Origin of the sequence: Streptosporangium sp. NPDC020145 (genome assembly GCF_040631275.1) — a bacterium.
GTDB lineage: Bacteria > Actinomycetota > Actinomycetes > Streptosporangiales > Streptosporangiaceae > Streptosporangium.
Genome location: NZ_JBEXZT010000008.1, coordinates 274,389 through 286,351 on the forward strand (window position 1 = coordinate 274,389; position 11,963 = coordinate 286,351).

The 11,963-nt window shown below is 71.3% G+C and carries 10 protein-coding genes; 2 read left to right on the forward strand and 8 right to left on the reverse strand.

The features are described 5' to 3' along the window. Positions 1 to 35: 35 nt before the first annotated feature. Both ABZ463_RS18025 and ABZ463_RS18030 read right to left on the reverse strand, forming a co-directional pair. Positions 36 to 977, reverse strand: a complete 942-nt coding sequence (locus ABZ463_RS18025; protein WP_352009702.1) for a hypothetical protein — start codon at positions 975 to 977, stop codon at positions 36 to 38. An 88-nt stretch (positions 978 to 1,065) separates the two neighbouring features. Further along, positions 1,066 to 2,337, reverse strand: a complete 1,272-nt coding sequence (locus ABZ463_RS18030; RefSeq protein ID WP_362777164.1) for a deoxyribodipyrimidine photo-lyase — start codon at positions 2,335 to 2,337, stop codon at positions 1,066 to 1,068. Positions 2,338 to 2,467: 130 nt separating this feature from the next. On the opposite strand from ABZ463_RS18030, the gene ABZ463_RS18035 reads away from it, so the two are divergent. Together ABZ463_RS18035 and ABZ463_RS18040 are read left to right on the forward strand one after the other, a co-directional pair. Continuing rightward, positions 2,468 to 3,433, forward strand: coding sequence for a MerR family transcriptional regulator (locus ABZ463_RS18035; protein WP_362777166.1), 966 nt, complete (start codon positions 2,468 to 2,470; stop codon positions 3,431 to 3,433). Between the two features lie 80 nt (positions 3,434 to 3,513). Further along, a complete protein-coding gene (locus tag ABZ463_RS18040; RefSeq protein WP_352009705.1) occupies positions 3,514 to 4,038 on the forward strand; it encodes a sigma-70 family RNA polymerase sigma factor in 525 nt (174 codons plus the stop codon). Between the two features lie 3 nt (positions 4,039 to 4,041). Here the strand turns inward: ABZ463_RS18040 and ABZ463_RS18045 are convergent, their stop codons facing one another. From ABZ463_RS18045 to glgX, 6 genes are all read right to left on the reverse strand, one after another. Next, positions 4,042 to 4,404 carry a hypothetical protein gene (locus tag ABZ463_RS18045; RefSeq protein ID WP_362777169.1) on the reverse strand — a complete coding sequence of 121 codons (363 nt, stop codon included), beginning with the start codon at positions 4,402 to 4,404 and terminating at the stop codon, positions 4,042 to 4,044. Positions 4,405 to 4,409: 5 nt separating this feature from the next. Next, positions 4,410 to 4,823, reverse strand: a complete 414-nt coding sequence (locus ABZ463_RS18050; protein ID WP_362777171.1) for a VOC family protein — start codon at positions 4,821 to 4,823, stop codon at positions 4,410 to 4,412. Between the two features lie 333 nt (positions 4,824 to 5,156). Further along, positions 5,157 to 5,660 (reverse strand): GNAT family N-acetyltransferase, encoded by a 504-nt coding sequence (locus ABZ463_RS18055; RefSeq protein ID WP_362777174.1) that lies wholly within the window; start codon positions 5,658 to 5,660, stop codon positions 5,157 to 5,159. Between the two features lie 66 nt (positions 5,661 to 5,726). Continuing rightward, the gene (locus ABZ463_RS18060; protein WP_362777177.1) at positions 5,727 to 7,559 is read right to left on the reverse strand and encodes a malto-oligosyltrehalose trehalohydrolase; all 1,833 of its coding nucleotides are present in this window, start codon (positions 7,557 to 7,559) and stop codon (positions 5,727 to 5,729) included. A 3-nt stretch (positions 7,560 to 7,562) separates the two neighbouring features. Next, complete coding sequence (gene treY / locus ABZ463_RS18065) at positions 7,563 to 9,788, reverse strand: malto-oligosyltrehalose synthase (RefSeq protein ID WP_362777179.1); 2,226 nt, start codon at positions 9,786 to 9,788, stop codon at positions 7,563 to 7,565. Then, positions 9,781 to 11,886: a glycogen debranching protein GlgX gene (gene glgX, locus ABZ463_RS18070; RefSeq protein WP_352010166.1), complete on the reverse strand. Its 2,106-nt coding sequence runs from the start codon at positions 11,884 to 11,886 to the stop codon at positions 9,781 to 9,783. Before glgX ends, treY begins: the two co-directional genes overlap by 8 nt. Between the last annotated feature and the right edge of the window lie 77 nt (positions 11,887 to 11,963).

Consider the following 11,963-nt stretch of genomic DNA (forward strand, 5'->3'; position numbering starts at 1 on the left):
ACACCTTCCGTTCCGGCCGTCCGGTCCGTCCTCTCTCAGCCCGCGAGGAGTTCCTCCCTGCGGGCGATGAGCAGATCACGCTGACGCGCCAGCTCGGCGTGGTTGGTGGTCAGGGTCGCGACCGTCTCCTGCACCCATTGGGCGATCTCGGCGACCGCCTCGCCGGTGCGGGAGATCTTCTGGTGCTTGATCGCGTCCACGATGATGTTGTCGAAGAACATGTCGGCGAACCAGCGGGTGTCCACCTCGGGCATCTGGGGGTTGACGTGCACCCCGACGTCGGCCAGCTCCCTGGAGAAGACGTCCAGTGCCCGCTGCGCGTGCCAGGCCGCCTCGTCGGCGTTGCGCAGGTGGCCGTTCTCCACCATGTCGGCGAAGCCCCCGCCGCCGCTCAGCATGTCCCAGCGGGAGGCGCCCCGGGCGCTGCCGAGACTGTGCAGGACCTGGCCAACGGCCTGGACCGCGCCGACCCCCGCCTGGCGCGCCTCCTCGTGCTCGCGCAGCCCGGCGTCGGTGTCGGCGAGCCGCCGGGAGATGTCGGTGAGCTCCCTGCCCTTCGGGTCGCCCGACTCGACCAGCATGCGCTCCTTGCGTTCGAGCAGCGCCGCGTACTCCTCGCGCGCCGTGCCCACCTCGGCGAGGCCGCTCTCCACGGCCGCCATGTCCGTCTCCAGCCACCCCAGGCGGCCGCGCTGCCCGTCAAGGCGCTGCCGTACGGCCTGCGCCTCGGCCCGCTCCTTGGCGAGCCGCTCCTCCTTCGAACCGGCGAGCCCCGCCAGGAACGCCGTGAAGCCGCCCGCCTCCAGCCGGGAGACGTCCTTCTCCTCCTCGGCGAGCCGTTCCTCAAGTTCCGCGAGCAGCCGCCCGACCTCGTCGAGTTGCAGGGCCAGTCCCTGACGCTGGGCCGTCAGCCGCTCAAGACGCCGTACCCGCTCACGGGCCGCGCGCAGGTCGTCGTCGATGCCGTCGAAGATCATCACATCAGTGCGACGTACGGCACAGGCGAATTGTTCCGCTCCCGACATATCAACACTTGCGGTCAGGGCCGAAACACGGCCCGCGACCTCACTCCATGGCCACCAGGGGTGGCGGGTAGCCCTCGACCCCGCCGGGCAGGCGCCAGGGCCGGTGAACCGCCCCGTCCGGTACGGCCCGCAGCTCGGGCACGTGACGACGGACGTACTCCCCCGCCGGGTCGAACCGTCTCGCCTGCCTCAGCGGGTTGACGACCCGGTTGGGCCTGGTGTCGTTGCCCGTCCCCGCGACCCACTGCCAGTTGCCGTAGTTGTCGGGCACGTCCCCGTCGAGCAGCAGCGAGAAGAAGTGCTCCGCGCCCACCCTCCAGTCCACGCCCAGCCTCCTGACCAGGAAGGACGCGGTGACCATCCGGGCGCGGCCGTGCATCCAGCCCTCGGCGAGCAGCTGCCGCATGCCCGCGTCCACGATCGGCACACCGGTCCTGCCCTCCCGCCAGGCCCGCGCCGCCTCCTCGTCGTGGCGCCAACGGTGTCCGCGCGGCCGGTAGTCGTCCCGCGTGATGCCCGGGAAGGCCCGCGTGACCTGGTGGAAGAAGTCGCGCCAGCAGAGCTGCCTGACGAGGTCGTCACCGGGCCGCCGTGATTCGAGCTCAAGGGGCGACAGGCAGCCGAAACGCAGGTAGGGGCTGAGCCGTGAGGTACGGTCGCCCGCGAGGTCGTCGCGCCTGTCGGCGTAGTTCTCCGCGTCGTACCTGAGCCAGGTGTTCATCCGCTGCCTGGCGGCCCGCTCACCACCGGGGAAAGGCCCTTCGGGGCCGGGCTCGGGCAGGGTGCCGGCGTCGAGTCCCTCGGGCAGGACGACCTCGCGCGGGGCGTCCAGCAGCCGCCTGCGGCCGTGCTCCGCCCAGACCCGCCAGTAGGGCGTGAACACCCGATAGTGGTCACCGCCGCCGGAGGGCCGCAGGGCGCCGGGAGGCACGATCGTGACACCGGGGAAGGCCAGGAAGGCCGTCCGCGCGCGCTCGCACTCCTCGGCGAGCCTCCGCTGCCTGCGCGAGGCCAGGGCGCTGACGTCCTCGCTGACATGCACGGCCCGGGCACCGACCTGACGGGCCAGACGCATCGTCTCGGTGACGGTGTCGCCCCGGCGGACCACCAGGTCGCCCCCTCGTTCGCGCAGGGACCGGCGCAGGTCGGCCAGGCTCTCGGCGAGGAAGGCCGCCCTGCCGTACGGCCGGACGGCGGGGTCGAGCACGAACAGCGGTACCACCCGGCGCGCCCCGGCGCACGCCTCCGCCAGTGCCGGATGGTCATGGACCCGCAGGTCACGGGTGAAGAGGACGACGACGGTCTCGGTCACATGGGGACCTTCGTTCCCGCGCTCCGCGTGGTTGCATCCGGCCGGGGCCGGGTGTCCGAAGGGATCGTCAGGGGGACGAGACTGGCAGGCTGTAGACCGTACGGGAGGGGCCCGTGGATGGGGTGAGACGGTGACGGACGAGCAGGAGCCGGGATACGGCATCGGGGCCGTCGCCCGCAGACTCGGTGTGCCGGCCCCGACCCTGCGCACCTGGAACCTGCGCTACGGCGTCGGCCCGAGCCGCCGCAGCCCCGGTGGGCATCGCCGCTACGACTCCGCCGATCTGCGCCGCCTTGAGGAGATGAACCGGCTGATCAGGCAGGGGGTTCCGGCGGCCGACGCCGCCAGGCGGGTCCTGCGGCCCGGCGCCCTGCCCCTCCAGACGCCGGAGCCCGCGCCGGTCCCTGTCCCTGCCTCGGGTTTGGGCTCGGGCTCGGGCTCGGTCCCTGGCTCAGGTTCGGGCTCGGGTTCGGGTTCGGAAGGGGAGGCCGCGATCCCGACGGTGGCGATGCTGGCGCGGGCCGCGACCGCGCTGGACAGCGGGGGTGTCTCCGACTGGATCGACGCGGCGCTGGCCAGGCACGGCGTCGAGTGGACCTGGCACGCCCTGGTGCTGCCGGTCTTCGAGGCCATCTGCAGGCGGCAGGCGGAGACCGGCGCGGGCATCGAGATCGAGCACCTGTTCTCCGAACGGCTGCTCGGCGCGCTGACCCGGATAGGCCGTCCCCCCGCCCTGCCGGTCAACGACCGTCCCGTGCTGCTGGCCTGCGCGGAGAACGAGCTGCACAGCATGCCGGTCCACGCGCTGGCCGCCGCGCTGTCCCTGGAGGGCGTCCAGACGCGGGTGCTCGGCGCGCGGACGCCGTACCCGGCGCTGGGGGACGCGATGCGTCGTCTCGGCCCTGCGGTGGTCTTCGTCTGGTCCCAGATCCCCGAGACAGGGGATCCCGCGCCGCTCGCCTCGCTGCCTCCGCTGCGCCCGCCGAGCCGCCTCATCGTGGGCGGCGAGGGCTGGCGGGAGGGGTTGCCCGCCTCGGTTCTGCGGGTCTCCTCCTTCGCCGAGGCGCTCACCGGCGTCCACGCCGCACTGCGCTGACCTGCGCGAGTCGCTTGCCTTCATGCACACCGGAGAGTATGAATAAGTTTTGAGTAGCTTTTTTCGGCAAGGGGGGCACCATGACAGACACCCTGAACGTCCGGTTCGCCGAGGGTGACGACGCGGCCCTGGCCGAGTGCCTCCACACGCACGGCTCGCTCGTGCGCTCCTACCTGCGGCGCTTCGTCGCCTTCCAGGACGTCGAGGACCTCCAGCAGGTCGTGTTCACCGAGGTCTGGCGGTCACGGCACCGCTTCGACCCGGCCCGCAGCCTTCCCGCCTGGCTGCTCGGCATCGCGCACAACCGGGCGGTCGACCACCTGCGGGTGCGCACGTTGCGGACGGTCCCGCTCGACGCGGTCGCCGACCCCGCGGGTCAGGACGGCAGGGCCCACGGGGAGGCCCTGGCCGAACGCGACGAGGTACGGCGGGCGCTGGCCGAACTGCCCGCCCCGCAGCGTCAGGCCATCGAACTGGCCTACTACGGCGACCTCACCCAGCGGGAGATCGCCGAACGGCTGAGCGTTCCGCTCGGCACCGTCAAGGCCCGTACGGCCCGCGGCCTGCGCCGCCTTTCGGCCCTGCTCACCCCCATGGCGGCGTGACCGTCAGCGGGTCTCGGGCCAGCGGCCGGTGGCCTTGGCGGCCTCGATCGCGGCGTGGCCCGCCGGGCGCATCCGGCCCTCGGCCGTCAGCGCCTCGGCCTTGGCGACGTTGATCTCCGACCAGGGGCTGCGGCGGGCGCGCGGTGAGTAACGCTGCAGGTAGTAGTCGCCGTCGAACGCCCTGCGGTGGCTGTCGATCCAGCCGTGGCACAACGCCTCGTCGAGGGCCTCGTCCAGGGTGACGGTGGTGGCGTTGCCGTTCTTCTTGGCGATCATCAGCCAGACGTCGCGGGCGCTGTCGTGGTGCTCGGCCAGCCAGGCCTTCCAGGCGGCGGCGTCGTCCAGGATCAGGGCGTTCTCGGTCATCGTGGTCAGCCCTTCCGGCTCTCGAGGACGTTCATGTAGTGGTTGTTGATCATGATGCCGAGGATGTTGCCGAACGGGTCGCGGACCGAGGCGGTGACGAATCCGGGGCCGCGCTCGGTCGGCTTGTCGAACGGGACGGCCCCCATCTCCAGCAGCCGCTCCCAGGTCGCCTCCAGGTCGTCCACGGCCCAGTAGACGATCGCCCCGCCGCTCTCGGCGCTCCAGCCCTGCGGGGCGAAGCGCGCGTCGATGATTCCCAGCTCGTGCTGGTAGTCGCCCACCCGGAACTCCACGTAGACCGGATCGCCCTGCTCGGGCCGCTGGAAGTAGGCCTCCGTCCCGAGAAGCTCGGCGTACCAGTCACGGGCGGCGGCGACGTCGTGCGCGTAGAAGCTGATGGTGGTGAGTCCGCGAAGCATGTCCTGCTGCCTTCCGCTCGGTGGCTTGTGAGATCGATCCTGTCAGCCAAAGTGCTCACCGAATGAGCACTTTTACTGGCGATCCGAGTTCGGTCGGCGTCAAGGAGGACCCCGATGTCGCTCTCGCGGTAACGGCGCCGCCCGCTGGGGGTTCGCGCCGAGGGGCGCGGCCGGTCAACGCACCTCGACGAGGTGCGGAGCCTGTCAGCGGTGTCCGGGGCGACGGCCTTGGGGAAAGCACGGAGTTCGCCACCACCGGCCGGAATCCTTCGTCAAGAGCATGGAGAACGGTTCCTTCCGGCTCACGGAGTCGACGCCTGAGCGCACCCGACGTCACGGCAGTGAGCGGGTGAGCCACACCACCTCACCGCTGTCCTCCGTGGAAAGGTGGTCCCGCTCGAAGCCGAGCTTCTCCAGGACACGGAGGGAGGGCGTGTTCCACGACCCGACGGTCGACCAGAGCCGTCTCCGCCCGGTCGCCACCGCCGCGTCGAGCACCGCGCGGGCCGCCTCGGTGGCGTATCCACGCCCGTGCACGCGCTGGAACAGCTCATACGCGATCTCGGGCTCCTCGACGGTGCAGCGGCCGACGATCAGCCCGCAGTAACCGATGAAGTCGCCCTCCGCCCGGCGCCGGATCGGCAGCAGCGCGATCCCCGTCGTCGCCGTCGCGGTGAGCTGCTTCGCGATGATCGCCCGGACGTGCTCGACCGTGGGTGTCCCCTTGCCACGTTCGGCATGCAGGTCCCGAAGCTCATCGGCGTCCGACTCGGCCCACGGCCGCATCGTCAACCGCTCGGTCTCCAGATGAAACGCCATCGTCTCGTACCCGGTCATGGCCCAACTCTGCCTCCCGTGGCCACCGTACGGGCTGAGGGTCCGCGGCCGCGTGGGAGCCGGCGGTCACCCTGTTCTGAGTACGGCCAGCGATCTGGCGGGCAGGAGGAGGTCGGGGCCGGTCAGGGTGGTGGTCGGGTCGAGGGCCAGGAGGATGTGGCCGGGGCCGGTCGGCAGGGTGAGGGGGGTGGGGCCGAGGTTGGCCGCGATCCGCAGGGCGCCGCGCCGTACGAGAAGCCAGTCGTCGCCGTGGGAGACGGCGGTCCGGTCGAGCCGGGGGTCGGTCAGTTCGGGGTGGGCCCGGCGCAGCGCGATCAGGGCCCGGTACCAGTCGAGGTGGGCCCGGTGGGCGTCGTCGTCGAGTTCGCTCCAGTCGAGTTTGGAGCGCAGGAACGTCAGCTCCTCGCCGGGGTCGGGGGCCTTGTCCGCCCAGTCGTCGTAGCCGTGGCCGACGAACTCCCGGCGCCGCCGTTCCCCCTCGCCCTCGCGCAGCTGAGGCTCGACGTGGTCGGTGAAGAACAGGAACGGGGTGCGGGCCCCCCACTCCTCGCCCATGAACAGCATCGGGGTGAACGGGGAGGTCAGCAGCAGCCCGGCGGCCAGCCGCAGGGCCTCCGGCGGCATCCGGTCGCCCGTCGCGCGGTTGCCGATCTGGTCGTGGTTCTGCGCGCTGCAGACGAAGCGGTGGGCGGGCACGTGCCCGGCCGGGCGGCCGTGGGAGCGGCCCCTGAAGGAGGAGTAGGTGCCGTCGTGGTAGTAACCCGAGGTCAGCACCTTGGCCAACGTCGCCGTGACGCCACCGGTGGTGTCTCCGGCTGTGACCCCGGTGGCGTCTCCGCCCGTGCTTCCGCTGGTGTCTCCGGCCGTGACCCCGGCTACGGCCCTGGCTTCGGCCCCAGTCACGGCCCCGGCGGCACCGGCGAAGTCGGCGTAGTAGCCGTGCCGTTCCCCGGTGACCGCCACGTGCAGCGCGTGGTGGACGTCGTCGTTCCAGGCCGCGGCCAGGCCGTACCCTCCCGCCTCGCGGGGGGTCATCAGCCGGGGGTCGTTGAGGTCGGACTCGGCGATCAGCGTCAGCGGCCTGCCGACGGCCGTGGAGAGGGCCTCGACCTCGACGGCCATCTCCTCAAGCAGGTGCACGGCCCGGGAGTCGTGCAGGGCGTGCACGGCGTCCAGGCGCAGGCCGTCCACGTGGTAGTCGCGCAGCCACTGCAGGGCGTTGCCCACGAAGTAGCGGCGCACCTCGTCGGAGCCGGGGCCGTCCAGGTTGACCGCCTGCCCCCAGAAGGAGGCGGCCGAGGGGTTGAAGTAGGGGCCGAAGGGGGCCAGGAAGTTGCCCGAGGGCCCCAGGTGGTTGTGAACGACGTCCAGGATCACCCCGAGTCCCCGCCGGTGGCAGGCGTCGACGAAGCTCTTGAACCCGTCGGGGCCGCCGTAGTTCTCGGTCACGGCCCACAGGTCGACCCCGTCGTAGCCCCAGTTGCGCGTGCCGGGCACCGGGGGGACCGGCATGACCTCGACGAAGTCGACGCCGAGTTCGGCCAGGTGCGGGAGCCTGTCGATCGCCGCGTCGAAGGTCCCCTCCGGGGTGAAGGCCCCGACGTGCAGCTCGTAGATCACCGAACCGGGCAGGGCGCGCCCGCGCCACAGATCGTCGTTCCACGCGAACCTGTCGTGCTCGTAGACCCGGCTCGGCCCGAAGATCCCCTCCGGCTGCCTGCGTGACCTCGGGTCGGGCAGCCCGGGACCGCCGTCGAGGCTGAAGCGGTAGTCGGTGCCGTGGCCCGCGCCCGGCACCCGGGCAGACCACCAGCCGCCCGCGCCCAGGGCCATCGGGTGGCGCACTCCGTCGATCTCCACGTCCACCGAGGACGCCTGCGGCGCCCAGACCTCGAACACGGGCTACTCCCTCTCAAGAAGCGCGACCGGGAAGACGGAAAGCAGGTGGGCCAGCGGGACACGCCCGGTGTGGCGGGCGCCGGACAGCAGGTCGAGCCATCTGCCGTGCGGCAGGGTGATCGTCTCACCGCCCCAGCCGCCGCGCGCGGCCAGGCCGACCGGCAGCCGGGTCGCGACCGCCACCGCCCTGTCCCCCCGGGCGAAGGCGACGGCGTGCTCCCCCGTCTCGACCGGCAGGTACGGCAGCGCCGGGTCGAGGCGTTTGCGCAGCCGCAGCGCCTGGGTGGTGACCAGCAGCTTGTCCTCGTCCCACGAGCCGCTCCTGGGCCCGCTCCCGGTCACGGCCAGCAGCGCGCGACGGCGGGCGAAGTCGACCGGGCGGCGGTTGTCCGGATCGACCAGCGAGAAGTCGGTGATCTCGTTGCCCCAGTAGAGGTCGGGCACGCCGGGCAGCATGAGCTGCACGAGTTTCTGGCCGAGGGAGTTGGACCTGGCGTACGGCTCGATCATGGCGGTGAACTCGGCGACCGAGGGGCCGCACTCGTCGACGGCCCGCATGACGAAGTCACGGACGCCCCGCTCGTAGGCGGGGTCCGGGGCCGCCCACGAGATCGCCGTCTTGGCCTCGCGGGCCGCCTTGAGCAGGTAGTCGAAGAACCTGCCCGGCTCGATCGGCCAGGCGGCCATCAGGTTCTGCCAGGCGAGATAGTCGAGCGCCGGGTCGAAGGAGACCTTCGCCGACCACTCCCCCACCGCCCGCGCCCACTCCTGCGGCATCTCGGAGAGTACGGCCAGCCGCGCCCGCACGTCCTCGGAGCGTTTGGTGTCGTGGGTGGACAACGTCGTCATGGTCCCCGGGGACATCTCCCCGCAGAAGGCGTGGAAGTCCCCGACGTCTCCGCCGAACCGGTCGGGCTCGCCGCCGACCTCGTTCAGGCAGGCCAGCGGGTACCACCGATAGAGCGCGGTGTCCTCGACGCCCTTGGCCATCACGGGGCCGCAGGTCTGCTGGAAGCGGACGACGGCGTCGGCGGGGCCGTACAGGACCCTGTCCACGACCTCGGCGACCGGGGCGCCCTCGGGCAGCCTGGCGGCGGCGGCCCGCCCCGCCGCCTCGACGATCGCCACCGACCGCTCGGGGACCGGCTCACCCGGCACGGCGTAGGCCCGGTAGACCGGCATCGCGACGAGCAGTTCGGCCAGCGCCGTACGGTCGGAGCCGACGACCGCGTGCAGCCGGTCGAGTTCGGCGCCCAGGAACAGGTCGATGACCTCCCGTTTCGCACGGCCGACCACGGCGGCGTACTCGCGGGGCATGCCGGTGCGCTCGACGAACAGGTCGGTCAGCGGCTCCTGCCCTGCCGGGTCGACGAACAGGCCGGTGATCCGGTTGAGCACCTCGTAACCGGTCGTGCCGTCGCAGTCCCAGTCGGCGGGCAGCCGTTCCTCCCCCACCAGGATCTTCTCGGCGACCGTCCACACCCCGCAGGCCTCGCGGAGCCTGGCGAGGTAGCCGCGCGGGTCGGCCAGGCCGTCCGGGTGGTCGACCCGCAGCCCGTGGACGATCCCGTCGCGGACCAGCCCGACGATCACCTCGTGGGTGGCGTCGAAGACCTTCTCGTCCTCGACCCGCAGCCCGATCAGCGAGGAGACGTCGAAGAAGCGCCGGTAGCCGGGGCCGCGACGCCAGTCGACCAGCCGGTAGTGGGTGTCGGGCAGCGGGAACTCGTGGTCGTGGTAGCGCAGCACGGAGCCGTCGGCGTGCGGCTCGACCTCGTCGCCGAGGACCGGCATGTCCACCCGGCCGCCGCCGCCCGCCCAGTCGATGTCGAACCACCGCGCGTACGGCGAGGCCGGGCCGTCCCTGAGCACAGACCACAGCTGCCGGTTGCCCGACTCGGGGACCGGGACCGTCATGTGGTTGGGCACGATGTCGACCACGACGCCCAGGCCGTGCGCGGTCAGCCGCTCCGACAGCGCCCGCAGCCCCTCAAGGCCGCCGAACTCCTCCCTGATCCGGGAGTGGTCGGTCACGTCGTAGCCGTGGCGGGAGCGCGAGGTCGCCTGCAGGATCGGGGAGAGGTAGACGTGGCTCACCCCCAGGTCGCGCAGGTAGGGGGCCAGCTCGGCGACCTCGGCGAAGCCGAAGTCGGGGGTGAGCTGGAGCCGGTAGGTGGACAGCGGCGGTCCGAAGTCCCGCCCCGCGTTCTCCCTTCGCCCGTCAGACACGCCGCAACACCCGTACCGACCTGCCGGTCACCGGCACCTCCTCACCCGCTCTGCAGACCCTGGTGTCGACGATGATGGGCATCGCCGTGTCGATCTCCGTCACCCACATGTCGCCGTGGTCCTTGGGGATCGTGAACTCGATGACGTCGTGGTGGGCGTTGAACAGCAGCAGGAACGAGTCGTCGACGATCCGCCGTCCCCTGCGGTCCGGCTCGGTGATCGCGTCGCCGTTCAGGAAGACCGCCAGCGACTTGGCGTAGCCCACGTTCCAGTCGGCGTCGGTCATCCGTTCCCCCCTCGGGGTGAACCAGGCGATGTCGCTGAGGTTGTCGCCGGAGCCCCGTACCGGGCGGCCGTAGAAGAAGCGGCGCCTGCGGAAGACGGGGTGCCCGGCGCGGAGCCTGGCCAGGCGCCGGGTGAACTCCAGCAGCAGCCAGTTCTCCCTGACGTCGGACCAGTCGACCCAGCTCAGCTCGTTGTCCTGGCAGTAGACGTTGTTGTTGCCCAGCTGGGTACGGCCGAGCTCGTCACCGTGGGAGATCATCGGCACGCCCTGGGACAGGAACAGCGTCGTCAGGAAGTTGCGTTTCTGCTGCTCGCGCAGCGACTCGATCGCCAGCGAGGCGGGCCCCTCCGTGCCGCAGTTCCACGAACGGTTGTCGTCGGTGCCGTCCCGGTTGTCCTCGCCGTTGGCCTCGTTGTGCTTGCGGTCGTAGGAGACGAGGTCCTGCATGGTGAAGCCGTCGTGGCAGGTGACGAAGTTGATCGAGGCGGCGGGCCTGCGGCTGTCGTCCTGGTAGAGGTCGCTGGAGCCGGTCAGCCGGGAGGCGAACTCCGGCAGGGAGGCGGGCTCGCCGCGCCACAGGTCGCGGATCGTGTCGCGGTACATGCCGTTCCACTCGGTCCACCTGGCGGGGAAGTTGCCCACCTGGTAGCCGCCCGGGCCGACGTCCCAGGGTTCGGCGATCAGCTTGACCTGCGAGAGCACCGGGTCCTGCTGGACGAGGTCGAAGAAGGCGCTCAGCCGGTCGACCTCGTGCAGTTCCCTGGCCAGGGTGGCCGCCAGGTCGAACCTGAAGCCGTCCACGTGCATCTCGATGACCCAGTACCGCAGCGAGTCCATGATCATCTGGAGGACGTGCGGGGAGCGCATGAACAGGCTGTTGCCGGTCCCCGTCGTGTCCATGTAGTAGCGCCTGTCGTCGTCCACCAGCCGGTAGTAGCCGGGGTTGTCGATCCCCCGCATGCTCAGCGTCGGCCCCAGGTGGTTGCCCTCGGCGGTGTGGTTGTAGACCACGTCGAGGATGACCTCGATGTTCGCCTCGTGCAGCGCCTTGACCATGGCCTTGAACTCCAGCACCTGCCCGCCGCGCTGCCCGGTGCTCGAATAGGCGTTGTGCGGGGCGAAGAACCCGATGCTGTTGTAACCCCAGTAGTTCGTCAGGCCACGCTCGGCCAGGACGTGGTCGGTGACGAACTGGTGGACCGGCATCAGCTCGATCGCCGTGACGCCGAGGGAGGTCAGATGGTCGATGATCTCCGGGTGGCCGATGGCCGCGTAGGTGCCCCGGATCCGCTCGGGGATCTTCGGGTGGTTCACGGTCAGGCCCTTGACGTGCGCCTCGTAGATGACCGTGTCGTGGTACGGCGTCGCGGGCGGCCGGTCGTGTCCCCACCCGAAGAACGGGTTGATCACGATGGACCGGGGGACGAACGGGGCCGAGTCCGCGTCGTTGCGCAGGTCGGGGTCCCCGAAGCGGTAGCCGTACACGGCCTCGTCCCAGCGCATCTCCCCCTCGATGGCCTTGGCGTAGGGGTCGAGCAGCAGCTTGGCGGGGTTACAGCGCACGCCCCTGGCGGGGTCGTAGGGGCCGTGCACGCGGTAGCCGTACCGCTGGCCCGGGCCGACGCCCGGCAGGTAGCCGTGCCAGACGTAGCCCTCGCACTCGGTGAAGGGGACCCGCGTCTCGTTGTCCTCCTCGTCGAACAGGCACAGTTCGACCCGCTCGGCGACCTCGGTGAAGAGCGCGAAGTTTGTCCCCGCGCCGTCGTAGGTGGCCCCGAGGGGATAGGGGTCACCGGGCCAGATCTCGATCATCACACCGCCCTTCAGCGGTGGGAAGACATGCCCCATGTTTCCCCTGTCATGCGTGGCGGTGCCCCGGCGTGAGCCTC